Here is a 23,189-nt window from a genome sequence, read left to right as displayed (position 1 = left end):
GGGCGCGGTGGCCATCGGCCCGGCCCGGGCGCGGGAGGGCGCCGTCCGGGGCGCGCGGCCCCGGACGCGTGATCAACAGCCTACGACTCGAACTTGTAGCCCAGCCCACGGACCGTGACCAGGTACCGGGGCAGCGAGGGGTCCGGTTCGATCTTGGAACGCAGCCGCTTCACGTGCACGTCCAGCGTCTTGGTGTCGCCGACGTAGTCCGCGCCCCACACCCGGTCGATCAGCTGGCCGCGGGTGAGCACCCTGCCGACGTTGCGCAGCAGGTACTCCAGCAGGTCGAACTCCTTCAGCGGCAGGCTGACCTCCGCGCCGGAGACCGTGACCACGTGCCGCTCCACGTCCATCCGCACCACGCCCGCCTCCAGCACCTGCGGCGCGAGGTCGGAGTCCATCGCGTTGTCGGCGCCCCTGCGCAGCACCGCGCGGACGCGCGCGATCAGCTCCCGCGCCGAGTACGGCTTGGTGACGTAGTCGTCGGCGCCCAGCTCCAGGCCGACCACCTTGTCGATCTCGCTGTCCCGGGCCGTGACCATGATCACGGGCACCGAGGAGCGCAGCCGCAGCGCGCGGCAGACGTCGGTGCCGCTCATCCCCGGCAGCATCAGGTCCAGCAGCACGATGTCGGCGCCGTTGCGGTCGAACTCCTCCAGCGCCTCCTGGCCGGTCGCGGCGACGGCGGTGGCGAAGCCCTCCTTGCGCAGCAGGAAGGCGAGCGGGTCGGCGAAGGACTCCTCGTCCTCGACGATGAGCACCCTGGTCACGAGACTCCTCCGGATTCGACGACGGCGAGCGGCGCCGGGTCCTCCGGTGCCGCCACTGAGGGCGCGACCTCCGCGACCCGGTGTGCCGGGATGCGGAGGGTGAAGGTGGAACCGGTGCCCGGCTTGCTCCACAGCCGCACCTCACCGCCGTGGTTGGCGGCGACGTGCTTGACGATGGCCAGTCCGAGGCCGGTGCCCCCGGTGGCCCTGGAGCGGGCCGGGTCGGCTCGGTAGAAGCGCTCGAAGACGCGCTCCTGGTGCTCCGGGGCGATGCCGGTCCCCCGGTCGGTGACCGCGATCTCCACGGTCCCGTCGGCGAAGCGGCGGCTGAGCGAGACCGGGCTGCCCGGCTCGGAGTAGGAGACGGCGTTGTCGATCAGGTTGGTCAGCGCGGTCACCAGCAGCGTGCGGTCGCCGTCCACGAGCAGGCCGCTCTGCCGGTCCACGGTGATCTCGATGCCCGCGGACTCCGCGGCCAGCCGGGAGCGGCCGAGCGCCTCGTCGACGACGTCGTCGACCTCCAGCACCTCCAGCTCGGGCAGCGCCTCGGCGCCGGTCAGCCGGGACAGCGCGATCAGCTCGGTGACCAGGGTGCCGAGCCGGGTGGCCTCGCGGAGGATCTTGCCGCTGAACCTGCGCACCTCGACCGGGTCGTCAACGGCGTCCAGCACGGCCTCGGCCAGCAGCGCGAGCGCGCCGACCGGCGTCTTCAGCTCGTGGCTGACGTTGGCGACGAAGTCGCGGCGGGTGGCTTCGAGGCGGACGGCCTCGGACTGGTCGGCGGCGTCGACAACGGCGAAGCCGTCCCCGAGCGGGCGGACCTCGGCGAGCACGGCGGCGGGCTGGCGGCCGACCCGGTTGTCCAGCGGGGTGAGGTCGACCTCGACGGGCTCACCGGTGGCGATGGCCTGCTCGGCGGCCTTCTCGGCGCGGAGGTCGGGGCGGTTGTCCCTGACGAAGCCCAGCTCGACCGAGCGCGGGTTGTGCACGACGACCGCGCCGAAGCGGTTGATGACCGCCACCCCGTTGTGCGCGGAGTGCACGACGCGTTGCACGAGATCGGCCACGGTCAGCTCGGCGGGTCGGTTCCGGGCGCGCCGACCGGCGGCGCGCCCGGAGACAAAGCCGACCCCCGCGCCGACCAGCAGCACACCGATCAGCAGGGCGATGCAGCCCGAAGCGGTCACGGGCGCATCGTAAGCACTGGTCCGGGCGGTTGGACTACTCCCAGACGGCTATACGTGACGCCCGTGACACCTGTTCGAGGCGTTGTTCAGCGACAGGTCTCGAACCGTTAACCGAACGGTTATCGGCCCTGGCTCGCGACGGCCTTGATCGCACCCGCCGCTGCCTCGGGGTCGAGGTAGGTACCACCGGCGGTGACCGGCTTGAGGTCCTCGTCGAGGTCGTAGCGCAGCGGGATGCCGGTGGGGATGTTCAGCCCCGCGATGGCCTCGTCGGAGATGCCGTCGAGGTGCTTCACGAGCGCGCGCAGCGAGTTGCCGTGCGCGGCGACGAGCACGACCTTGCCCGCGCGCAGGTCGGGCACGATCGCCTTCTCCCAGTACGGCAGCATGCGGATGCCGACGTCCTTGAGGCACTCGGTGCGCGGCAGCTCGGAGCCGAGCCCGGCGTAGCGCGGGTCCTCGTCCTGGGAGTAGGTGCTGCCCAGCTCGATGTCCGGCGGCGGGGTGTCGTAGGAGCGGCGCCAGAGCATGAACTGCTCCTCGCCGTAGGCCTCCAGGGTCTGCTTCTTGTCCTTGCCCTGGAGCGCGCCGTAGTGCCGCTCGTTGAGCCGCCAGTCGCGGCGGACGTCGATCCAGTGCCGGTCGCAGGCGTCGAGCGCGAGGTTGGCGGTGGAGATCGCGCGTCGCAGCAGCGAGGTGTGCACCACGTCGGGCAGGAGCTTGGCCTCGCTGAGCAGCTCACCGCCGCGCTTGGCCTCGACCACCCCCTTCTCCGACAACGGCACGTCCACCCAGCCGGTGAACAGGTTCTCGGCGTTCCAGACGCTCTCACCGTGGCGGAGCAGAACCAGGGTCGCTGTCATGGCGTCAAGCCTGCCAGATCACTCTTTCGTGTTAGGACGGAGTCCGGCGAGGACCGTGCGCACGTGGAAGGCCGACTGCTCCTCGGTCATCGCCCCCGGCAGGAACAGCGCGCCGGAGAGCGCGGGCCCGATCAGCATCTCGACCAGGAACTCCGGATCGGTGCCCGCCAGCAGCTCGCCCTCGGCGACCGCCCGCCGCAGCCGCTCCACCATCGCGGCCCGGCCGGGGCGGACCACCTGGGTCCAGTAGACCTCGAACAGCTCGGGGCGGCGGTGGATGTCGGGGACCAGCTCGGCGACCAGCTTGCCCGCCCTGGTGTCGATCATGCTGCGGTAGAGCTGCCAGACCCGCTCGACCAGGACCGGCTCCAGCGGTCCCTCCTCGAACTCCTGGTGGATGAAGTGCAGCGAGGCCAGCGCGTCCTGCAGCAGCTCGTCCCCGGACTTCCACCTGCGGTAGATCGTGGTCTTGGCGATCCCGGTGTGCGCGGCGAGGCGTTCGATGGAGAACCCGGCCATGCCCTTGTCGACCACCAGGTCCACCGCTGCGGAGAGGACCTGGCCGTCGATGGCGGCGTTGCGCGGTCGGCCGCCGCGCTGCGGGCGCTCGGGCACTGGCGTGGACATGTCACGAGAACCTAACCCGAATCGGCCGTCCAGCCGAACGCGGTTGGCGGCGAACGCCAAGGCGAACGTTGGCGTCGTTCAGCATCGCTGAAAACGCGGGCGCGCGGTGCGGTCAGCCGATAGGTATCGGTCGTTCCGTCCCATCACCACGACCTGGGGGTCACCGTGACCAGAAGTCTGACCGTTCTCGCCGCCGCCGGAGCAGCCGCGGCGCTCTCCCTGCTCGCCCCGCTGACCGCGCAGGCGGCCACCGGCCAGTTCGTCGTGCTCACCGCGACCGGCCAGTCCTACGCGATCCAGAACCCGCCGGCGTTCAAGTGCTTCTCCCTGGCCTGGGAGGGCGTCGGCGCGAACAACCGCACGAACGCCACGGCGCTGGTGTACTCCAACGCCCAGTGCTCCGGCTTCGCGACCACCGTCCCGCCCGGCAGCTCGACCCTCGTGCCCAACGGCTACCAGAGCGTGAAGTTCAGTTCCTGAATGACTCATTCAGGACCATCAACGCGCTGAATGACTCATTCAGGTACCTGAACTCCCTGAATGAGTCATTCAGGGAGTTCAGGGCACCAAACGCGGCATTCGCGAGGCCGCGCGGGACAGGGGCTAGGCGCGCTCGCGGGCGCGGAGGTCCTTGCGGAGGATCTTGCCGCTGGCCGATTTCGGGATCGCCTCAAGGAATTCCACGACCCTGACCTTCTTGTACGGCGCCACGCGCTCGGCGACGAAGGCCTTCACCGCCGCCTCGTCGAGGTCGGCGCCCTGCTGCCGCACGACGAAGGCCTTGGGCACCTCCTCGCCCTCCTCGTCGCGCACGCCGATCACGGCGGCGTCGGCGATCGCGGGATTGGTCAGCAGCAACGCTTCCAGCTCGGCGGGCGGCACCTGGTAGCCCTTGTACTTGATCAGCTCCTTGACCCGGTCGACGATCGAGACGACGCCGTTCTCGTCGATCACCGCGACGTCACCGGTGTGCAGGTAGCCGTCAGCGTCCACAGTGGAGTCGGTGGCCTCCTGGTTGTTCAGGTAGCCCACCATCACGTTGGGCCCCTTGCACAACAGCTCGCCGGGCACCCCGGTGCCGACCTCCTCGCCGGTGGCGGGGTCGATCAGCTTGCACTCCATGTTCGGGATGATCAGGCCGACCGTGCCGATCGCGATGTCCTCGCGCACGTCCGGGATCATGTGGCTGACCGGGCTCATCTCGGTCATCCCGTAGCCCTGGCGGACCGTGCAGCCCAGCCGCGCCTTCACCGCGGCGGCCAGCTCCTCGTCCAGCGGAGCGGCACCGGAGAAGAGCACCTTCATCGGCGACAGGTCGTAGGAGTCGACGATCGGGTGCTTGGCCAGCGCCACCGCGACGGGCGGGGCGATGTAGACGCGGTCGGTGCGGTGCTCGGCGATCACCCGCAGGAACTCGGGCAGGTCGAACTTGGGCATGGTCACCACGGTCGCGCCGACGTGCAGCGCGGCGTTCATGGTCACCTGCATGCCGTAGATGTGGAAGAACGGCAGCACCGCCAGCACCCGGGTCTCGCTGCCGACCTCGATCAGCTCGCAGATCTGCGCGATGTTCGCCACCAGGTTGCGGTGGGTGAGCATCACGCCCTTGGCCCGCCCGGTCGTACCGGAGGAGTACGGCAGCACCGCCAGGTCGGTCGCCGGGTCGATCACCACGTCGGGCGGGGCCGCGCCCTCGGCGAACAGGTCGACGATGCTGGCGTGGCCGGGCGCCGAGTCCAGCACGATGATCTCCGAGACCCGCACTCCGTCGGCCTTGGCGGCCGCTTCGGCGCGGTCGAGGAACGCGGAGATGGTGATCAGCACGGTCGCGCCGGAGTCGCGCAGCTGCGAGGCCAGCTCGTCGGCGGTGTAGAGCGAGTTGGCCGTGGTGGCGACGGCGCCCGCGCGCAGCACGCCGTGGAAGGCGACGGCGTAGAAGGGCGTGTTGGGACTGAAGATCCCCACCACGTCGCCCTTGCGCACACCGCGCGCCGCCAGTGCTCCCGCGACCTTGTCGATCATCGCGGCCAGCTCCCCGTAGCTCAGCGAGCGGCCGGAGGAGCCGTCCACGAGCGCGGGGTGCTCGGCTCTCGCAGTGCCTTCCCGCTGGGAGAGATCGCCGAAGAGGTACTCCGGCAAGCTCACGTCGGGGATCGCAACATCGGGGAACGGGCTCCTGAAGATCATGAACGTCCCTCCGTCGGGTGGTTGCCCAGGTGGCGGCGCCCCATCGTGACCGGCTTCACAACCCAGGGTCAAGGCATCCGCCACCTGCAGGAACCCGACACCTTTCCGTTACTTTGCACGCCTAACTACACTCGAATGGAGTAACAAGGCAGGCTTGTGATCGCCCGGCCGGGTCTGCCAAGTTGGCAGCACCTCACTGGTCGGCTCCCACGCATTCCCCGATCCGGTGAGGCGTCACGCGGTTCGCATCCCCCGTCGAACCGCGGCCCGCCCGGAACACCGCCCAGGTGCCCCCCACCTGCGCGACCGGCCGGGGACACGCGTGGAGCGGTTCGAGCTCGCGACTCCCTCTCTCTCCCGAGCCGCTCCACCGTCCCCTCACTCCTCGGCTGTCACGACCGGGCTCGGCCTCCTCCGGCGGAGCCAGATCACCAGCGCCAGCACCGGAACCGCGACCACCACGGCGAACGGCAGCACGGCACCGATCGCCGTCAGCAGCCCGGAACCAAAGGCCAGCAGGGCGTTCCAGCCGCTCGCCAGCCCGGCGAGGAAGCCGGTGTCGGCCTTGGCGGGCGGAGCGCCGGTCCGCACCGCGGTCAGCGTCACCGTGGACATGGCCACCTGGTTGGACATCGACTCCAGACGCCGTTGCAGCGCTTCGAGATCGGCCTGCCTGCGGTTCAGCTCGCCCTCCACCTGGACGATCTCGCCGACCGTGTTGGCGCGGCCCAGCAGCGCCCGCACGCGCTCCACACTGGCCCGCTGCGAGGTGAGGCGGCTCTGCGTGTCCACGAGCTGGTCGGTGACGTCGGTGGAGCGCACGTCGCGCACGTTCACCGTGCCCAGCTTGGCCAGCTCGTCCAGGACCGCGTCGAGCTTGTCCGATGGCACGCGCAGGGTCAGCGTCGCGCGGGTCTCCCTGGTCTCCTCAGCGCCCGCGAAGCCGCCCGCTCTGGTCGCGGCCTCCTTGCCGCGCCCGACCACGCCCGCGACGTCGGCGGCGCTCAGCTCCAGGCGCGCGGTGCGGATCAGCTGGCGCTCCGGGGAGATCGAGTTCGGCGTGAGCGGATCGATCTTCTGGTCCGGCGGGACCGGCGCGTTGGGGGCGATGCCCGCCGCCTCACCCGCGCCGCGCTTGCCGAGGCTGCCATCGGCGGGGACGGGCGCCGAGAAGTCCTGCGCACCGCCGGAAGAAGTCGCGCCGGAACCACATCCGGCCAGCAAGCCCAGTGCGAGCACGGCACCGATCGCGGTGCCGAGACGTCGAGTCACGTTGGATGACGGCATGCCCCGAAGACGGAAGGCGACCTCAACCGCGTTCGTCCACCGGCATCACGATTGGGACTCGGCGTCTCCCACCAGGTGCTTGAAGGACTTCAGGTTGGCCAGGGACTCGCCACGGGAGACCCGCCAGTCCCACTCCCGCCGGATCGCGTCCGCGAAACCGATTTCCAGGAGGCTGTTGAAGTCCCCGTCCGCCGCTTCGAGGACTTGGCCGAGCAGCCGGTCCAGCTCGTCGGCGGTCACCGCGTGCAACCCGATCCTGCCGACGAGGTAGATGTCCCCCTCGGCGTCCAGGGTGTAGTGCACGCCGTAGAGCTTCGCGTTGCGGCGCAACAGGAATCGGTAGACGTCCTCGTGCTTGCCGTCGGGCTGGCGGCAGACGAAGGCCTCGATCAGCAGCGCCTCGCGGCCGATGATGAGCCAGCAGTTGGTCTGGAGCTTCTTGGTGCCGGGCAGCGTGACGAAGTACTTGCCCGCTTCCTTGCTCTGCCAAACGAGTTCGCGTTCGTCCAAAGTGGATTCGATCAGCTGCTGCACGGACATGCCCCGGCCTCCGTTCGCGCGGCGTCGGCGTAGGCGGCCAACAACCCCTCCGTGGTGCGTTCCCAGGAGAAGCGTGCCGCATGCCGCACCGCCGCCACCGACATGGCCGCGCGCCGCGCCGGGTCGAGCGCGATCCCGGCGAGCGCGTCCGCCCAGCGCCCGGTGCGGTGGTCGGGCAGGAGCAGCCCGGACACGCCGTCCGCGACCGCGACGGGCAGCCCGCCGACCGCCGTCGCCGCGACCGGGGTGCCGCACGCCTGGGCTTCGAGCGCGACGAGGCCGAAGGACTCGCTGTGGCTGGGCACCGCGATCACGTCGGCGGCCCGGTAGGCCTGCGCGAGCGCGGCACCGGAGCGCGGCGGCAGGAACCGCACCACGTCGGCGATGCCCAGCTCGACGGCCAGCCGCTGCAACAGCTCAGGCTGGTCGAGCCCGGTGCCGGAAGGACCACCGACCACGAGCGTCACCACGCGCTCGCGCAGCGACGGCGTGCGGGCCAACAGCTCCGCGGTCGCGCGCAGCAGCACGTCAGGCGCCTTCAGCGGCTGGATGCGGCCGACGAAGGCCGGGACGACCGCGTCGAGGGGCAGGCCCAGCTCAGCGCGCGCGGCGGCGCGGTCTCCCGGGGTGAAGCAGTCGAGGTCCACGCCAGGCGGGATCGTCAGGACCTGCTCGGGGCGCGCCCGGTACAGGCCGAGCAGCTGCGCCGCCTCGATCTCGGTGTTGACCACGAGCCGATCAGCGGCGGTGGCCAGCTCCTCCTCACCGATCACCCGCGCCATCGACTCGGGCCGCTCCCCCTCGGCGAGCGCGGCGTTCTTCACCTTGGCCAACGTGTGCGCCGTGTGCACGAGCGGCGTTCGCCAAGCTCGCTTCGCCCGCACACCGGCCTGCCCGGCGAGCCAGTAGTGCGAGTGCACCGCGTCGAAGCTGCCCTGCCCCACCGCGACCACCCCGGAGGCGAACTCGGCGACACGCGTCGGCAGGTCGTTCTTGTCCAGCTCCGGCGGCCCGGCGGGGACGTGCCGCACGGTCACCCCGGGCACCATCTCCACGGCGGGCGGCAGGTCGGGGGCGTTGGCCCTGGTGAACACCTCGACCTCGACCCCGTTCGCGGCGAGGTGCCTGCTGGTCTGCGCGACGTAGACGTTCATCCCGCCCGCGTCCCCGGTGCCCGGCTGCTCCAACGGCGAGGTGTGCATCGCCAGCACGGCGATCCGCTTGATCACTTGCCCCTCACTCATGACACAGCCCCCTGGCAGCGCTCGACGAACTCGGCCAGCTCGGCGGAGAAGCGCTCGGCGTGCTCCACGAAGGGCAGGTGTCCGCACTCCGGGTACCAGCTCGTCGCCGCGCCGGGGATGAGGTCGGCGGCGTAGCGGCCCGCAGCCGGGTCGACGACGCGGTCTTCGAGGCCGTGCAGGACGAGCGCGGGCACGTCGAGCCCCGCCAGCACGTCAGCACTGCCGACGTCCCTGCGGAACAGCCCGTGGCGCACGGCGGGCGGGGTGTTCAGCGCCGCACCGAGCCCGCGCTGGCGGATCTCGCCCAGCAGTGGACGCGCGGCCATGCCGTCGATGAACTCCTGGAGGGCGGGCACCGCGACGGCGGGGTCGTCGGACAGTGCGGCGGGGAGCGCGGCACGCATGACAGCTCCGGTGCGCCCGCCTTCACGACCTCGGCCGAGTTCGGTGATCGCGCCGACGAGCGCCACGCCCGCGACCGCCTGTGAACCGTGTTCACGCAGGTAGTCGGTGATGACAAGGCCCCCGTAGGACCAGCCGACGAGCACCGCGTCACGGCCCGCGTGCGTGAGCAGCGAAGCCACGTCGCCCGCCCAGTTCGCGGACCGGTCGTAACCGTCGGCGGGAGCTGAGGAGTTGCCGTGTCCGCGCAGGTCGGCGGCGATGAGGCGGAAGCGGGAGGTCAGGCGCTCATCGGTGAGCTGGGCGGCCCAGGACCACGCCGACTGCGCCCAGCCGTGCACGAGCACCACCGGAGGGGCGTCGGGTGGCCCGGCCTCCACCACGGCCAACCTGGTCCCACCGGCACCGCTCAGCTCCGAGAGTCGCACAACTCCAGTGAACCCGGAGAGCCCCCGCGTCCGCGAGGGCCCGTTCCCGAACTCACATCAGCCCAGAGCACATCAGCGCAGAGCCGTTCAGCGCAGAGCCGACTTGGACTGCCACTGGTTCCAGGTGAGCTGCCAGTCGTAGACGTCGTACTGCGGGGCGATCGCGGTCGCCGAGCCGGTGACCTCGACGGGGTCGCCGACCAGCGCGCTGTCGAAGAACTTCTTGGCGTCGGCTTCCAGCAGGTTCGCGCAGCCGTGCGAGGTGTTGGCCCTGCCGATGTTCGCCGCGTTGTCGTTGTTCTCGTGGATGAACTCGCCGTGGTTGGAGATCCGGACGGCCCACTTCTTCATGACGTTGGTGTAGCCGTACTTCGGGTTGTCCATCTTCTCGACGGGGTTCTTCTGCATCACGATGTAGGTGCCGTTGGGCGTGTTCAGGTCCTTGTTGCCGTCCTTGCCGTAGCTGGCCGGGTAGGTCGCGACGGTCTGGCCGTCGCGCTGCACGACGAGCTTGTGCGAGGGCGTGTGCGCCTTGACGATCTGCGCCCGGCCGATGCTGAACTGCGTGCTCACGTCCGCGCGGCCGAAGTTGCCGTCGCCGTAGGGCACCGCGTACAGGTTGGCCTGCACCTTGATCTTGGTGTTGGCGGGCCAGTACTTCTCCGGCCGGTAGTGCACCTCGCGGTCGTTGAGCCAGGCCCACGCGCCCTCGACCTTGGGCGTGGTCTCCACGACCAGCGCCTTCTCGGCGGCGGCCTTGTCCTTGACCTTCGCGTCGAACTCGACCTTGATCGGCATGGCGATGCCGACGACCGCGTTGTCGGTGGGGTTCACGGTGGCCCGGATGAGCTTGCCCGCCTTGAGGGTGCTGAACCCGCCCTTGACCTCGACCGGCTTGTTGTCGGTGCCGGTCGCCTTGCCGGTCCAGGTGTAGTTCTTCTCGAAGGCCAGCTTCTCGGTGCTGCTCCAGCTCAGCTTGTCCGGGGCCAGCTCGCCCTTGACCGCCTTGCCGTCGGCGTTGGTGAGGGTGACCTCGGTCAGCGTGCCCTGGGCGACGGTGACCTTGACCGGGGCGGTCGGGCTGATGTCCTTCGCGCCGTCGACGGGGTCCGTCGCGACCTTGGCGACGGGCGGGGCCTCGGGCGCGGGTGCTCCACCCTCGCCCCCGCTGCAGGCCACCAGCGAGAGAACCGCGGCGAGCGCCATGCCCGTCAGCCCGACAACGCCCCGAGTTCCCCGCTTACCCACGTCCATCGACCTCCACCTACCCATGGGCACGATCGTGCACCTCCCAGAAGACGTTCGGCGTGAAGCCGAGGGTGCGCCAGTCGGGTGTGACGGTCGTCACCTCGAACCGCTCAAGATCGCCTCAACCGGTGCAAACGTCCACGAACAGCTCGGCCAGCACCGGCTCGATGGGATTGGCGTAGCCCACCGTCCCGCCCTGGTTACCCGCGAAGTGCAGGCCGATCACGCGCCCCGACTGGTCGACGACGGCGGCCCCCGAGTCGCCCCGGTCGCCGAAGCGCCCCGCCGCCACCTCCACCCGGACCTGGTCGCGCATCCGCCGCACGCCGAGGCCCGCGCCGTAGTCGAGCTGCACGGTCGCGTCCACCGACACCACGACGCCCGCGGTGAGCCCGGTGCTGCGGCCGCGCTTGCGCACCGGAGCTCCGATGCGCGCCGCGGCGTGCCCGGCGATCGGCCCGATGCCCACGATCGCGGGCTCGGTGGCGCTGCCCGAGCGGAACCTGATCAGCGCGGCGTCCACCTTGGACGAAAGGGCGCCGCGCGCGAGACTGCCGCAGACGTCGTCCGGGCACCGGCCACCGTCCACTCTGGACGGATGGGTCAGCTCGTCGCCGATCGCCCAGCCGTCGTCGACGCACGCGACGTGGAAACTGGTCAGCCCCAGCACTTCCCCGCCGCTGAGCCGGTCGGTGACGAGCACGCCGAGCGTGCCGACCGTGACGTACTCGCCGTACTCCGGCGCCAGCGGCGGCCCGAGCCGGATCGGCCTGCACGGGCCGATGCTGATCCCGCCGAGCAGGGTCGAGTAGGCCTCGGGCGGCGGTTCCGGCGCGGAGTCCGCGCGCATCAGCGCCGTGTGCGCCACGACGTCGTCGCGCACCACGTCGACCGGAACGCCCTCGACCTCGCGCGGCAGGATGTTCCTTGCCGGCAAACGGTTCTCGGGGAGCTTGTCGAGCACCGAGACCGAGATCGCGAGCTGCCCCACCGGCAGCCCCGCAACGCGCCGCTGCGCGATGTCCACTCCGACAACCCCTGGCAGATCGAGAAAAGCGTCCTCGACCCGCCGCTTCACCGGTCGGATCTCGTCCCTGCGCCAAGCCCGGGTGTCGCCCGCCATGATGCCCTCCTCGTCAGAGCTGGCATCCGCACATCCCATGAAACACGCGCAGTTAGACGATCGTCACACGACGTCACCCGAACGGCCCCCGCTCACCCAGGCGTTTGCCCACCCACGGGCTAGAGCGAGCAGCCGATGAGGACGGGCTCGGGGTGCAGGCGGACACCGAAGGCGGACGCCACGCCGTCGCGCACCTCGGCGGCGAGGGCGAGCAGGTCCTCGGTGCGCGCGGAGCCGCGGTTGGTCAGCGCGAGGGTGTGCTTGGTGGACAAGGAAACCCGGCCGTCGCGGGCGCTGTGGCCCTTGCGGAAACCGGCGCGCTCGATCAGCCACGCGGCGGAGAGCTTCACGTGCCCCTCGGTCGCGGGGAAGCTCGGCACCGGGACGTCCTGCCCGACCACGGCCGTGATCCGCTCCAGCACACCGGGGAGGTCGTGCTCGGCGAGGATCGGGTTGGTGAAGAAGGAACCCGCGCTCCACGTGTCGTTGTCGACCGGGTCGAGCACCATTCCCTTGCCGCGCCGCAGTTCCAGCACGGTCTTGCGCACCTCGCCGACGGGCGCGCGCTCACCGACCTCGACGCCGAGGGTGCGGGCGAGTTCGGCGTAGGCGATCGGGGCGGAGCGCCCGCCGTCGGTCAGCGAGTACCGCGCGCGCAGCACGACGGCGTTGTCCTTGCCCTTCAGCACGCTCGTCCGGTACGCCAACCCCAGCTCGGCGGCGGGCACCATGCGCACCTGGCCGCTCTCGCGGTCCAGCAGGTCGACGGAGACCAGCACGTCGGTGATCTCCACGCCGTACGCGCCGACGTTCTGCACGGGGGTCGCGCCGACGAGGCCGGGGATGCCGGAAAGGCACTCCAGGCCGCCGAGGTCGTTGGCGACGGTGTGCGCGACGACGTCGTCCCAGTCCTCGCCCGCCTCGACGGTCAGCTGCACGCGGCCGTCGCTGAGCCGGTCGATGCGCCTGCCGGAGGTGCCGATGCGCACGACGGTGCCGTCGAAGCCCTCGTCGGCGATCACCAGGTTCGATCCGCCGCCCAGCACGAGCAGGGATTCCGATGAGGAGTCGGCGGCGCGCACGACCTCGACCAGCTCGGCGGAGGTGGTGGCGTTGACGAACCGGGCCGCCGGACCGCCCAGTCGCAGCGTCGTGTGGTCGGCGAGCGCGACGGCTTCGGTGGCGGACGGCGGTGTGGTCACGGCCGTCAACGGTAGCCTGACGCGCCGTGGCCACCAGCACCGAGACCTCACACGAGTTCCCGTTCCCGGCGCACGCGCTGCTCGCGGCGCTGACCGATGCCGACTACCTGCGCGCGCGGCTCGCCGCGGTCGGCGGCGGCAAGGCGGAACTCCTCTCGCACGAGAGCACGGACGGCGAGAGCAAGGCGGTGCTCAAACAGGGCGTTCCCGCCGACAAGCTGCCCTCCTTCGTCCGCACACTGATCAACGGCGACCTGGTGATCGAGCGCACCGAGCGCTGGCGAGCCGCCGGGGAGGGCGCCGTCGGCACGGTCGTCGCCTCGGTGCCCGGCGCCCCGGCCTCGATCACCTGCTCGCTCCAGCTGAGGCCGAACGGCGCGGGATCGCAGCTGCTCAGCGCCCTGGAGGTGCGGGTGTCGCTGCCCTTCGTCGGCGGCAAGGTGGAGAAGGCGATCGTGGAGCAGATCGGCAAGCTGCTCGACGCGGAGAACACCTTCACGATGAGCTGGCTGACCGACAAGCCGTGAACCAGGCCCGTCGCAAGCCCCGGTTCGCGGCGGGCCGGGCCCGTGCGCTCGGCCTGCCGACCCGGGGCACCACCAACCCCAACCGGCTGCGCCGCGTCGACCGCTGGATGGCGTCGAACCCGCGCGTCGGCACGGTGCTGCGCGCGGCAGCCGACCCGCTGGTGATCGACCTCGGCTACGGCTCGTCGCCGGTGACCACCGTGGAGATGGCGCAGCGGCTGCGCGTCGTCCGCCCCGACCTGCGCATGCTCGGCCTGGAGATCGACGCCGAGCGCGTTGCCGCCGGTGTCGCCGTCGCCGACCCGCCGCTGCTGGACTTCCGGCGCGGCGGCTTCGAGCTGGCCGGGCGGCGGCCCGACCTGGTGCGCGCGTTCAACGTGCTGCGCCAGTACAGCGAGTCCGACGCCGAGCAGGCGTGGCGCACGATCCTGGACGGGCTGGCCCCGGGCGGCCTGCTGGTCGAGGGCACGTGCGACGAGATCGGCAGGCGCTGCTGCTGGGTCACGCTCGACGCCTCCGGACCGCTGACGATGACCTTCGCCTGCAAGCCCGCCGACATCGAGGTGCCGTCCGAGCTGGCCGAGCGCCTGCCGAAGTCGCTGATCCACCGCAACGTGCCCGGTGAGCGCGTGCACGATCTGCTCTCCGACCTCGACGCCTGCTGGGCCACCGCCGCGCCCTTCGTGCCGTTCGGTCCGCGTGCCAGGTGGGCCGAGGCCGTCCGCCTGTTCGCCGAGCGCGGCTGGCCCGTGCGCGACAACCACCGCCGCTGGCGCCTCGGTGAGGTCACCGTCGACTGGGCCGCGGTGGCCCCCGCCGACCTCTAGGGTCGAGCGCATGGAGCACGCCGACTTCGTCAATCACGTGCGAGAGCAGGCCGTGGCGCTGCGCGAGGCCGCGGTGGCCGCCGGCCCGGACGCGAAGGTTCCGCCCTGCCCCGGCTGGACGGTCTTCGACCTGGTGCGGCACATCGCCAACGTGCACTCGCGAACCGCTGAAGTGCTTGTCGCACAAGACATCTCGGCCCCGCCGCAGTTCGCGCGGGCGCCGAAGCAGTGGGATGAGCTGCTGGTGTGGTGGGACGACGTGGCCGCCACGATGCTGGACCGCTTCGTCGAGCTGGACCACGACAAGCCGACCTGGATGTTCGCCTCCATGCCCGGGAGCGTGCGCGTGTGGGCACGGCGGCAGGCGCACGAGACGGCCATCCACCGCGTCGACGCGGACCTCGCGCACGGCGTGGACTCCCGGCTGATCTTCGATCCGCAGTTCGCCGCGGACGGCATCGATGAGCGCCTGGTCGCGCTGCCGCTGGGCAACTTCAGCTCCTCGACCGCGAACGGCACCGTGCTCTTCCACGCCGCCGACGCGGGCCGCGCGTGGACGATGACGTTGAGCCCTGGCGAGACGCCCGAAGTGACTCCGACAGCGGACCCCGCGCTCCACACCGACGCCGTGGTCGCGGGGACGGCGGACGCGGTCTACCGAGCCGTCTGGAACCGCCCGAGCACGGCGGTGAAGACCGGAGACCCGTCGTTGTTCGACGCACTGCCCACGATCTGACTCACACCACGTCGAAGACGACGGGAAGGTGGTCCGACGCCTTGTGGAAGATCTCCGTGTTCGGCACCGAGAAGTCCCGCACAGTCACCGAAGCGGTGTGGAAGCAGTAGTCCAGGCGCAGCACCGGCTCGTCGAGCTTGATGGGGAACAGCTGCGTGGGAAAAGTCGGGCGACCGGCCGGGCTCGCGTCCTGAAGCCCCAAGGACTCCAGCAGTTCCGCGACTTCACCCCGCTGCATGTCCGCGACGATCGGCGCCAGCGCTCCGGCGAGCACAGGAGCGCTCTCGTACACGCCGGTCAGGTCGGGCAAGTCGTTGGCCTTGAACGAGTTCAGGTCGCCGACGACAACGGTCGGAACGCTGGAGTCGATCTCCGCGGCCAGCGCCTTCACCTGCGAGACCCGCACGTCCTCGCTCAGGTCGTCCAGGTAGACGAGCACGAGCCGCAGCCCGCCGCGCAACCGCGCGGAGATCGCGTTGCGCGTCGCGACCCGAACTGAGCGGACGTCCTCCAGCTCGACGTTGCTCAGCAAAGTGAGGCCGTTGTTGTGCCCCAACTCCGTCAACCGCTCGTCGCCCAGGTTGACGCAGAACGCGTGCTTGTAGCCGAAGTGCTCGCAGATCTCGTCGGTCGTGAAGACCTCGTCCCACCGGAACGTGTCGACGAGGCCGACCACGTCGGCCCGCAGCTGCTCGACCGCCAGCTTCACCTCGGGCAGCCGCTGGGGCACGGGCGATGCCGTCTCGTACCCGTCGAAGCCACCGCTCATGATGTTGTAGCTGGCAATGCGCATGCGCCGACCCTAGCTCCAGACCGGGGTTGCGCATCGCTCGATCGTGACCGCCTGACAGACTGACCAGCCATGTCCAGCCCTGAACGCCGCTACGTCATCACACTCGGCTGTCCCGACCGCTCCGGGATCGTCGCCAAGATCTCGACGTTCCTCGCGGAGTTCGGCGGTTGGATCGTGGAAGCGGCCTACCACACCGATCGCGACACCAACTGGTTCTTCACCCGCCAGGAGGTCCGCGCCGACTCGCTGCCCTTCGGCCTGGACGAGCTGCGCACGCGCTTCGCCAGGGTCGCCGCCGAGCTGGGCAGCCGCACCGACTGGCGGGTGAGCGACACCGGAGTGCCGCGCCGCGTGGTGCTCCTGGTGTCCAAGGCCGGGCACTGCCTCTACGACCTGCTCGGCCGCGTCGCCTCGGGCGAGCTCGACGTCGACGTGCGCGCCGTGATCGGCAACCACGCCGACCTCGCCAACATCACCAGGGCGCACGGCATCCCGTTCCACCACGTGCCCTTCCCCGGCCCCGGCCAGGACCCCGACGGCAAGCAGGCCGCCTTCAACCAGATCCGCCAGATCGTCGACTCGCACCACCCCGACGCCGTGGTGCTCGCCCGCTTCATGCAGGTCCTGCCGCCGGAGCTGTGCGCGGCGTGGGCGGGCAAGGCGCTCAACATCCACCACAGCTTCCTGCCGTCCTTCATCGGCGCGCGCCCCTACCACCAGGCGTACGCGCGCGGCGTGAAGCTCGTCGGCGCGACCTGCCACTACGTCACCGCCGAGCTCGACGCGGGGCCGATCATCGAGCAGGACATCGTTCGGGTCGACCACACCGACAGCAGCGGTGACATGGTCCGCAAGGGCCGCGACATCGAGAAGGTCGTGCTCGCGCGCGGCCTCCGCTGGCACGTCGAGGACCGCGTCCTGGTGCACGGCAACCGAACCGTGGTCTTCCACTAACCCTTCGCCAGGGCCACCAACGGGAAGACGGGCTCGTGGTCCTGGCCGTGGCCGACGAAGGAGCCTTCGCCGCACACGGAGAGCCCGTACCGCGCGCCGAGAGCTTCGACGCGAGCGCGTTCGTCCCGCGCGCCGGGCATCGCGATGGTGCCCTCCGCCAAGCGGTGCGCGGCGCGTTTGTCCACAGTGCACACGAAAACGCCGCCCGGCCGGAGCACGCGAGCGACCTCGCGCACCACCGCCTCCGAGTCGGGCATGAGGTGCAGCAACCAGATCGCGGTCACGGCGGAGACGCTGGAGGACCGCGCGGGCAGCCGACGCGCATCGGCCCGGGCGACCCGTCCCGGCAGGCGCAGCACGGCGTGCCCGAGCATCGCGCTCGAAAGATCAACACCAATTACTGGGCGAGTCATGGTCGCGGCGACGATCCCCGTGCCCACCGCGACGTCGAGCACCGGGCCGGGTGGGAGCAGCCGTTCGATCGCATCGGCGGCGGCCCGAGCGCGGGGCTCACCGCCTCGGGTCGAGTCGTAGCGAGCGGCCTCGACCTCGTAGTCCGGCATGCTCACCGGCCCAGACCCTCCACGACCTCCGCACCGGCCAAGCGGGCCAGCACGTCACCGGGGATGAAGAGCTTGCTGGAGCGCACTCCGCTGCCGATCACCAGCTCGGGCGCGGCGGCCACGACGGAGTCCAGCAGGATCGGCCAACCCTCCGGCAGCCCCACCGGAGTGATCCCGCCGTAGGCCATGCCGGTCAGGCTGACCGCCTCGTCCATCGGCGCGAACGACGCCTTCCGCGCCTCCAAGCGCTTGCGCGCCAAGCCGTTCACGTCGGCGCGGGTCGTCGCCAGCACCAGGCACGCGGCGAAGCGGACGGTGTCGCCGCGCTTGCCGCTGATCACGACGCAGTTCGCCGAGGCGTCCAGCGGCGAGCCGTACTTCTCGCAGAACGCGGCGGTGTCGGCCAGCTCGGGGTCGATCTCGGCGACCCCGACGCGGTCGCGGTCGGCGTCGGACAGCGCGCTGAGCGCCTTGGCGACCGGCTCGGCGAGCAGCTCCGGGTGCTCGGCGGCGGGCAGGACGGTGAGCGATCCGGCGATGGTCCAGGTCATGCGCCCAGGCTAAACACCTTCAGGATGGCGGCGTTGAAGGCGTCCAGGTCCTCGGGCGTGCGGCTGGTGATCAGCTGCCAGCCGTTGTGGTCGCAGACGAAGACCTCCTCGTCCACCCAGGTCGCGCCCGCGTTGCGGATGTCCGTCGTGAGACTCGGGAAGGACGTGAGCGTCTTGCCGCGCACCACGTCCGCCTCCACGAGCACCCACGGCGCGTGGCAGATCGCCGCGATCGGCTTGCCCGCCGCGACGAACTCCTTCACCAGGCGCACGGCGTGCGGGTTCATCCGCAGCTTGTCCGCGTTCGCCACGCCGCCGGGCAGTACGAGCCCCGCGTAGTCGGCGGCAACGGCCTCCTCGAACGCGATGTCGACGGGGAAGGAGTCAGCGGGGTCGAGGTGGTTGAAGCCCCGCACCTCGCCCAGTTCCGGGCCGAGCAGGCGCGGTTCGGCGGGGGCGTCGAGCACGGTCTGCCACGGCGAGGTCAGCTCGACCTGCTCGATGCCCTCGTCGGCCACCATGAACGCGATTCTCTTCAGGTATTCGGCCATGCACTTCGGCTACCCACGAGACGGCCGGGCAAGCCACTCGCCGAGCAGTTGCCGCACGCGCGGCCGGTGGGTGAGCAGCGGCGCCCGCGTCGGCAGCACTTCGAGCCGACCGTTCGGGAACGCCGCCGCGACGGCCTCGCCGACCTCGCGCGGGTGCTGGCCGTCGCCGGTCGCCGCGATCACCAGCACGTCCGCGCGCACCGCCGCCACCTGCGCGGGATCGCTCAGCGGGGCCTGGCCGGGAAGGGCCGCGAGCGCGTCGCCGAGCCGCATCAGCGCGGCGATCCTGGTGTCCACGTAGTCGCCGAGCTCCACGCCTCGAGGAAGGTGTTCCACCATGAGTTCGCGCAGCTCAGCGCGGTCGCCACGGGCCACGGCAGTGGCTTGGCGGAGCAGTGGGAGGTCAGGGTCGCTGCGCGGCTCGGTCAGCGCGGCGGGCAGCAGCAGGGCGAGCCGGTCGAAGCGCTCCGGCTCGCGCGCGACGAGGTTGATCAACGCGGCCGCGCCGAGCGAGGTCCCGATGGCGGAGGTGGCTCCCACCTCGGCGGCGACCGCCGAAACGTCGTCGGCCACGCGCTCGTAGCGCCAGTACCCGGGCGGGGCGTCGGGTGCGTCGCCGTGACCCGGCAGGGTCAGCACGACGCGGGTGCCCGGCAGGCCGGAAGCGGGCAGCCGCGCTTCGCCGGGAGTCGTCCCCAGTCCGGGAACGACGACGGTGACCGGGTCGCCGGAACCGTGCGCCTGCCAGATCACCAACGGGGGCCGCGCTGGACCTCTAGCAGCTTGGGGCGCACGTCGACGATGTAGACCAGCACCGCGACGAGCGCGGGCAGCCAGAAGAGCGAACCGGGGCCGCCGAGCTGGAACAGGACCAGCGCCGCGGTGGCGCCTCCGGTGATGCCCAGCCATGCGGGCTTGGTCAGCTTGTCGGCGACGGTGAAGGCGTCGGCACGCTGCATGAGGGCGTGGCCGAACGCGTACACACCGACCGGGATCGCCGCCCAGTAGATGACGAGCAGGATGATGACGTCTGGCCTCCACACGACTCCCAGCGTACGGGCTGTTCCGGTGATCCGGAGCCCCCGAGCGCGTCAGGGCCCCTGATCCACGGGAGTGATCAGGGGCCCTGCGGGGTTCGCGCTGGAGATCAGTTCTTGGTGGTCTTCTTCGCGGCGGCGGGCTTGGCGGCCTCGGTGCGGTTGGCGGCCTTGCGGGCGGTGCTGCGGGTCGCGGCGGCGGCCTCGGCACCGGCGTCGACGACGGCCTCGGCCACGTCCTCGGCGACCCGCTCGGTGGCCTGCGCGGCCTTCTCACCGGCGGAGCGGGTGCGGCGGGTGACCTTGCCGAGCACGTCGTCGGCCAGCTCGCGGACGTCGGTGACGACCTCCTCGACGCGGCCCTGGGCGACCTTGGTGCCCTCCTCGACCTGGGTCAGCGCCTTCTGCACCTGCGGGGTGTTGCGCAGGGTCTCCAGCGCCTCCTCGCCGCGCTCGGCGAGGTAGCCGTAGAGCTGCAGCGCGGCCTGGGTGTAGGCGTCGACGAGCTTGCGCAGCTCGGCCGGCTCCAGCTTGGCGCGCAGGCCGGTCAGGTCCTTGGGCAGCTCGTCGGCGGCGGACTTGGCGGCCTCGGCGCCGTCCTTGGCGGCCTCGCGGGCCTTGCCGAGCGCGTCGGTGACGGCCTTGGCGGCGAGGTCACCGGCGCCGAGCGCGGCCAGCAGCGGGGTGCGGGCCTGCTCCAGCACCGTGGTGACGACGGCGCTCGCCTGCTCGCGGACGTTCTGAGTGGTGGTCGACACGGTAGTGCTCCTTAGTTCTGGCGAGTCTCGGTCGGCTGGGACTGGTCGCCTTCGTCGTCCGAAGTGGACGGTGAGGCGCGGTTCTCCCGCCGGAAGGATTGGTAGACGTCGAGCAGCACCTGCTTCTGCCGCTCGGTGAGTTCGGAGTCGGCGAGCACGGCGTCGACAACGGCACCGCTCTCCCGCTCTTCGAGGATTCCGGCCTGCACGTAGAGCGCTTCGGCCGAGATCCGCAGCCCCTTGGCGATCTGCTGCAGGATCTCCGCGCTCGGCTTGCGCAGTCCCCGCTCGATCTGGCTCAGGTAGGGGTTGGACACCCCGGCCTGCTTGGCCAGCTGTCGCAGCGAGATCTGCGCGTTGGAGCGCTGCGTCCGGATGTACTCACCGATGTCGCGGACCGTGCCGACAACGGCTTCGTTGACGTCGCTGACGGCTTTCTCGACCCGGCTCATCCGGCCACCTCCTCTCGCTGTTACCCGACAGTACGCACGGGTGCTAGCTGTTGCAAGCAAAGCGCTTGCAGAAGGGTGGTGGCCTTGCCCACACCGACTCCGACTACGGTCTTGACGTGCGAGAACAGGTCCCAGCACTGCTAGCGGTCGCGGCGGGCGGCGTCATCGGCGCCCTCGCCAGATACGGCGTGAGCCTCGCCATCGGCGTTCCTTCCGAAGGGTTTCCCTGGGCCACCTTCGGCATAAACGTGCTCGGCTGCCTGCTCATCGGCGCGCTCATGGCCCTGCCCGCGAAGGGCCTGCGCAGGCCGCTGCTCGGTACCGGCGTCCTCGGCGGTTTCACCACGTTCTCCGGCTACGCCGTGGAGACCGAGCAACTGCTCGCGGGCGGGCACTACGTGATCGCCGGACTCTACGTCCTCGGCACGCTCTTCGCCGCGCTCGGCGCCGTGGTCCTGGGAGCGAGGCTGGTCAGGTGAACGCCCTCCTCGTCGCGCTCGGCGCCGGAGTCGGCGCTCCGCTGCGCTACCTCGCCGCCCTGCGCTTCGGCACGCGCGGCATCTTCGCCGTCAACGTGATCGGCTCGTTCGTGCTCGGCGCGCTCACCGGGGCGGCCGTGGCCACGCCCGGCATGGCGTTGCTCGGCACCGGCCTGTGCGGCGCGCTCACCACGTACTCGACCTTCGGCCACGAGACGGTGGAACTGCTCAGGGCCGGTCAGCGCAGGGCCGCTCTGCTGAACGTCGTCGGCAGCACGGTGCTCGGCGTGCTCTCGGCGGCGGGCGGAGTGGCGGCCGGAGCTGCCCTGTTCGGCTGAAGGCGCAACGGCCCACCTCGGGTTACCGTGATTGACGAGGTGCGCCATGGGCGAATTGAGCAAGCGCAAGGCACAACGGCTGCGCAACCGGATGGCCGCGACGCTGGCCACCCAGGGCGCCGTGGCCGATCCTCGCTGGCGCACGGCCTTCGAACAGGTGCCCCGGCACGTGTTCCTGTCCCGGTTCTTCAAGCCGCACCCGGACGGCGGCTGGACGGCGATCGCCGACTCCGACCACGAATGGCTCGACCTGGTCTACTCGGACTGGGTGTGGGTGACGCAGCTCGACTGCGACGACCGCCGGTGGGCCACGGCCAGGCAGCAGGGCCGCACCCCGGGCACAGCGACCTCCTCCTCCAGCATGCCGACGATCATGGCGATCATGTTGGAGGCACTGGAGATCCGGGGCGGCGAGAAGGTGCTGGAGGTCGGCACCGGGACCGGCTACAACGCGGCGCTGCTGTGCCACCGGCTCGGCCAGCGCAATGTGTCCACAGTGGACGTCGACCCGCTGGTCCTGCGCAGGGCGGCGGCAAACCTGGAGCGCGCCGGCTACCGCCCGACCGTGTCGACCTCCGACGGCGCAGCCGGTTACGCGCCGACCGCGCCGTACGACCGGGTGCTGGCCACCTGCTCGGTCGCGCGGATTCCGTTGCCCTGGTTGGCCCAGACCGTGGTCGGCGGCCTCGTCGTCACCACGCTGCACCGGCCGCTCGGCGCCGGGCTCGTGCGGGTCAAGGCCGGTCGCAACGGCACCGGCGAGGGCAGCGTGCTCCCGGCGGACGGCCGGTTCATGCCGCTGCGCGCCCATCGCGGCCCCGAGCTGGCCGAGCTCCTGCGCGCCATCGGCGACTCCTCCGCCCCCGCCTCGTCCACGAGCCTCGGCATGAACGTGGTGACCAGCCCGAGCAGCTCGTTCGAGTTCTTCGCCGGGCTCGCGCTGCCGGGCGTGCGGCCCGCCACCGGGGTGACCGAGGGCGACTCGCGGCAGAACTGGCTGCTGCACCCGGACGGCTCCTGGGTCCGGCACGTCTCCGAGCGCGGGCGCCACCACGTCGAGCAGGGCGGGCCCCGGCGGCTGTGGGACGAGACCGAGCACGCCTACGAGCGCTGGCGCGAACTCGGTGAGCCCAGGCGCGAGCAATTCCGGCTCACCATCGACTCCGGCGGCCAGTGGATCTGGCTCGATGAGCCGTCTGGCGGACAGCACTGGGAACTCGAATCCGCGTAATCTTCAGCCATGATCTGCCCGAAATGCAGCGATGTGTTGGTGACCTACGAGCGCAACGGCGTGCACGTCGACCAGTGCCGTGGCTGCCAGGGTCTCTACCTCGACCGAGGAGAGCTGGAACAGCTGGTCAGGGCGTCGAGCACGTACTTCAGGAGCCAGCGCGATGACCACAGGAAGAAGCGAAGGCGCGACGAGGACGACAGCTTCATCGAGGACATCCTCGAATTCATCATCTGATCCCGCCGAGCGGGTCTAGTCTTTCTTCCAGAATTCTCCGAACTTGT

Annotated in this window: 29 protein-coding genes; 9 read left to right on the top strand and 20 right to left on the bottom strand. The window is 70.9% G+C overall.

The annotated features are described in order from the left end of the window. Nucleotides 1–80: 80 nt before the first annotated feature. From CCN37_RS17905 to CCN37_RS17890, 4 genes are all read right to left on the bottom strand, one after another. On the bottom strand, nucleotides 81–770 hold the full coding sequence (locus CCN37_RS17905) for a response regulator transcription factor (RefSeq protein WP_086821984.1): 690 nt from the start codon (nucleotides 768–770) through the stop codon (nucleotides 81–83). Further along, entirely contained in the window at nucleotides 767–1,957 is a 1,191-nt protein-coding gene (locus CCN37_RS17900; protein ID WP_086821981.1) for a cell wall metabolism sensor histidine kinase WalK, read from the bottom strand. Before CCN37_RS17900 ends, CCN37_RS17905 begins: the two co-directional genes overlap by 4 nt. Nucleotides 1,958–2,076: 119 nt before the next feature. Then, nucleotides 2,077–2,820, bottom strand: a complete 744-nt coding sequence (locus CCN37_RS17895; RefSeq protein WP_086821978.1) for a phosphoglyceromutase — start codon at nucleotides 2,818–2,820, stop codon at nucleotides 2,077–2,079. Nucleotides 2,821–2,838: 18 nt separating this feature from the next. Beyond that, nucleotides 2,839–3,447 (bottom strand): TetR/AcrR family transcriptional regulator, encoded by a 609-nt coding sequence (locus tag CCN37_RS17890; protein WP_086821975.1) that lies wholly within the window; start codon nucleotides 3,445–3,447, stop codon nucleotides 2,839–2,841. Nucleotides 3,448–3,612: 165 nt separating this feature from the next. Here CCN37_RS17890 and CCN37_RS17885 point away from each other — a divergent pair, with 165 nt between their 5' ends. Continuing rightward, on the top strand, nucleotides 3,613–3,927 hold the full coding sequence (locus CCN37_RS17885; protein ID WP_086821972.1) for a hypothetical protein: 315 nt from the start codon (nucleotides 3,613–3,615) through the stop codon (nucleotides 3,925–3,927). A 123-nt stretch (nucleotides 3,928–4,050) separates the two neighbouring features. Here CCN37_RS17885 and CCN37_RS17880 read toward each other — a convergent pair whose 3' ends face one another. From CCN37_RS17880 to CCN37_RS17845, 8 genes are all read right to left on the bottom strand, one after another. Next, nucleotides 4,051–5,634 (bottom strand): 4-coumarate--CoA ligase family protein, encoded by a 1,584-nt coding sequence (locus CCN37_RS17880; protein ID WP_086821968.1) that lies wholly within the window; start codon nucleotides 5,632–5,634, stop codon nucleotides 4,051–4,053. 378 nt (nucleotides 5,635–6,012) lie between these two features. Next, nucleotides 6,013–6,906, bottom strand: a complete 894-nt coding sequence (locus tag CCN37_RS17875) for a DUF4349 domain-containing protein (RefSeq protein WP_246843111.1) — start codon at nucleotides 6,904–6,906, stop codon at nucleotides 6,013–6,015. Between the two features lie 60 nt (nucleotides 6,907–6,966). Further along, nucleotides 6,967–7,461 (bottom strand): YbjN domain-containing protein, encoded by a 495-nt coding sequence (locus tag CCN37_RS17870; RefSeq protein WP_086821959.1) that lies wholly within the window; start codon nucleotides 7,459–7,461, stop codon nucleotides 6,967–6,969. Next, the gene (gene mshA, locus CCN37_RS17865) at nucleotides 7,443–8,705 is read right to left on the bottom strand and encodes a D-inositol-3-phosphate glycosyltransferase (RefSeq protein WP_086821956.1); all 1,263 of its coding nucleotides are present in this window, start codon (nucleotides 8,703–8,705) and stop codon (nucleotides 7,443–7,445) included. Before mshA ends, CCN37_RS17870 begins: the two co-directional genes overlap by 19 nt. Next, a complete protein-coding gene (locus CCN37_RS17860; RefSeq protein ID WP_086821953.1) occupies nucleotides 8,702–9,535 on the bottom strand; it encodes an alpha/beta fold hydrolase in 834 nt (277 codons plus the stop codon). The genes mshA and CCN37_RS17860 overlap by 4 nt, the downstream gene beginning before the upstream one ends. An 87-nt stretch (nucleotides 9,536–9,622) precedes the next feature. Further along, complete coding sequence (locus CCN37_RS17855) at nucleotides 9,623–10,789, bottom strand: Ig-like domain-containing protein (RefSeq protein WP_086821950.1); 1,167 nt, start codon at nucleotides 10,787–10,789, stop codon at nucleotides 9,623–9,625. Nucleotides 10,790–10,904: 115 nt separating this feature from the next. Then, a complete protein-coding gene (locus CCN37_RS17850) occupies nucleotides 10,905–11,906 on the bottom strand; it encodes a hypothetical protein (RefSeq protein ID WP_086821947.1) in 1,002 nt (333 codons plus the stop codon). 119 nt (nucleotides 11,907–12,025) lie between these two features. Next, the gene (locus CCN37_RS17845) at nucleotides 12,026–13,117 is read right to left on the bottom strand and encodes a UDP-N-acetylmuramate dehydrogenase (RefSeq protein WP_086821943.1); all 1,092 of its coding nucleotides are present in this window, start codon (nucleotides 13,115–13,117) and stop codon (nucleotides 12,026–12,028) included. A gap of 17 nt (nucleotides 13,118–13,134) precedes the next feature. On the opposite strand from CCN37_RS17845, the gene CCN37_RS17840 reads away from it, so the two are divergent. From CCN37_RS17840 to CCN37_RS17830, 3 genes are read left to right on the top strand one after another with little or no spacing between them, the layout of a single operon-like run. Further along, nucleotides 13,135–13,635 (top strand): DUF2505 domain-containing protein, encoded by a 501-nt coding sequence (locus CCN37_RS17840; protein ID WP_086821940.1) that lies wholly within the window; start codon nucleotides 13,135–13,137, stop codon nucleotides 13,633–13,635. Continuing rightward, the gene (locus CCN37_RS17835; RefSeq protein WP_086821938.1) at nucleotides 13,632–14,462 is read left to right on the top strand and encodes a class I SAM-dependent methyltransferase; all 831 of its coding nucleotides are present in this window, start codon (nucleotides 13,632–13,634) and stop codon (nucleotides 14,460–14,462) included. The genes CCN37_RS17840 and CCN37_RS17835 overlap by 4 nt, the downstream gene beginning before the upstream one ends. A gap of 10 nt (nucleotides 14,463–14,472) precedes the next feature. Then, nucleotides 14,473–15,198, top strand: a complete 726-nt coding sequence (locus CCN37_RS17830) for a maleylpyruvate isomerase family mycothiol-dependent enzyme (RefSeq protein WP_086821936.1) — start codon at nucleotides 14,473–14,475, stop codon at nucleotides 15,196–15,198. Nucleotide 15,199: 1 nt separating this feature from the next. Here the strand turns inward: CCN37_RS17830 and CCN37_RS17825 are convergent, their stop codons facing one another. Further along, nucleotides 15,200–15,991 (bottom strand): endonuclease/exonuclease/phosphatase family protein, encoded by a 792-nt coding sequence (locus CCN37_RS17825; protein ID WP_086821934.1) that lies wholly within the window; start codon nucleotides 15,989–15,991, stop codon nucleotides 15,200–15,202. A 69-nt stretch (nucleotides 15,992–16,060) separates the two neighbouring features. Here CCN37_RS17825 and purU point away from each other — a divergent pair, with 69 nt between their 5' ends. Then, nucleotides 16,061–16,945, top strand: a complete 885-nt coding sequence (gene purU, locus CCN37_RS17820; protein ID WP_086821932.1) for a formyltetrahydrofolate deformylase — start codon at nucleotides 16,061–16,063, stop codon at nucleotides 16,943–16,945. On the opposite strand, the gene CCN37_RS17815 is transcribed toward purU, so the two are convergent. The 7 genes from CCN37_RS17815 to CCN37_RS17785 all read right to left on the bottom strand — a co-directional run bounded on the left by CCN37_RS17815 (nucleotide 16,942) and on the right by CCN37_RS17785 (nucleotide 20,857). Next, nucleotides 16,942–17,508: a class I SAM-dependent methyltransferase gene (locus CCN37_RS17815; RefSeq protein WP_086821930.1), complete on the bottom strand. Its 567-nt coding sequence runs from the start codon at nucleotides 17,506–17,508 to the stop codon at nucleotides 16,942–16,944. The two genes, purU and CCN37_RS17815, sit on opposite strands and share 4 nt — an antisense overlap. A 2-nt stretch (nucleotides 17,509–17,510) precedes the next feature. Continuing rightward, nucleotides 17,511–18,059: a YbaK/EbsC family protein gene (locus CCN37_RS17810; RefSeq protein WP_086821928.1), complete on the bottom strand. Its 549-nt coding sequence runs from the start codon at nucleotides 18,057–18,059 to the stop codon at nucleotides 17,511–17,513. Then, nucleotides 18,056–18,610, bottom strand: a complete 555-nt coding sequence (locus CCN37_RS17805) for a type 1 glutamine amidotransferase domain-containing protein (protein WP_086821926.1) — start codon at nucleotides 18,608–18,610, stop codon at nucleotides 18,056–18,058. The genes CCN37_RS17810 and CCN37_RS17805 overlap by 4 nt, the downstream gene beginning before the upstream one ends. 9 nt (nucleotides 18,611–18,619) lie before the next feature. Continuing rightward, nucleotides 18,620–19,363 carry an alpha/beta fold hydrolase gene (locus tag CCN37_RS17800; RefSeq protein ID WP_168200722.1) on the bottom strand — a complete coding sequence of 248 codons (744 nt, stop codon included), beginning with the start codon at nucleotides 19,361–19,363 and terminating at the stop codon, nucleotides 18,620–18,622. After that, entirely contained in the window at nucleotides 19,360–19,653 is a 294-nt protein-coding gene (locus tag CCN37_RS17795; RefSeq protein ID WP_086821921.1) for a DUF2516 family protein, read from the bottom strand. The genes CCN37_RS17800 and CCN37_RS17795 overlap by 4 nt, the downstream gene beginning before the upstream one ends. 104 nt (nucleotides 19,654–19,757) lie before the next feature. Then, nucleotides 19,758–20,405, bottom strand: coding sequence for a hypothetical protein (locus CCN37_RS17790; protein WP_086821919.1), 648 nt, complete (start codon nucleotides 20,403–20,405; stop codon nucleotides 19,758–19,760). 11 nt (nucleotides 20,406–20,416) lie between these two features. Continuing rightward, nucleotides 20,417–20,857 (bottom strand): helix-turn-helix domain-containing protein, encoded by a 441-nt coding sequence (locus tag CCN37_RS17785; RefSeq protein WP_086821917.1) that lies wholly within the window; start codon nucleotides 20,855–20,857, stop codon nucleotides 20,417–20,419. Between the two features lie 116 nt (nucleotides 20,858–20,973). Here CCN37_RS17785 and CCN37_RS17780 point away from each other — a divergent pair, with 116 nt between their 5' ends. The 4 genes from CCN37_RS17780 to CCN37_RS17765 are packed head-to-tail and all read left to right on the top strand — an operon-like array spanning nucleotide 20,974 to nucleotide 23,142. Beyond that, nucleotides 20,974–21,336: a CrcB family protein gene (locus tag CCN37_RS17780; RefSeq protein ID WP_086822129.1), complete on the top strand. Its 363-nt coding sequence runs from the start codon at nucleotides 20,974–20,976 to the stop codon at nucleotides 21,334–21,336. Then, nucleotides 21,333–21,674, top strand: coding sequence for a CrcB family protein (locus tag CCN37_RS17775; RefSeq protein WP_086821915.1), 342 nt, complete (start codon nucleotides 21,333–21,335; stop codon nucleotides 21,672–21,674). The genes CCN37_RS17780 and CCN37_RS17775 overlap by 4 nt, the downstream gene beginning before the upstream one ends. A gap of 46 nt (nucleotides 21,675–21,720) precedes the next feature. Then, a complete protein-coding gene (tgmC, locus tag CCN37_RS17770) occupies nucleotides 21,721–22,905 on the top strand; it encodes an ATP-grasp peptide maturase system methyltransferase (protein ID WP_086821912.1) in 1,185 nt (394 codons plus the stop codon). Between the two features lie 9 nt (nucleotides 22,906–22,914). Then, a complete protein-coding gene (locus CCN37_RS17765) occupies nucleotides 22,915–23,142 on the top strand; it encodes a zf-TFIIB domain-containing protein (protein ID WP_086821910.1) in 228 nt (75 codons plus the stop codon). Nucleotides 23,143–23,189: the final 47 nt, after the last annotated feature.

This window comes from Allokutzneria sp. NRRL B-24872, assembly GCF_002155965.1.
GTDB lineage: Bacteria > Actinomycetota > Actinomycetes > Mycobacteriales > Pseudonocardiaceae > Allokutzneria.
This window is presented reverse-complemented; position numbering and strand designations above follow the sequence as displayed.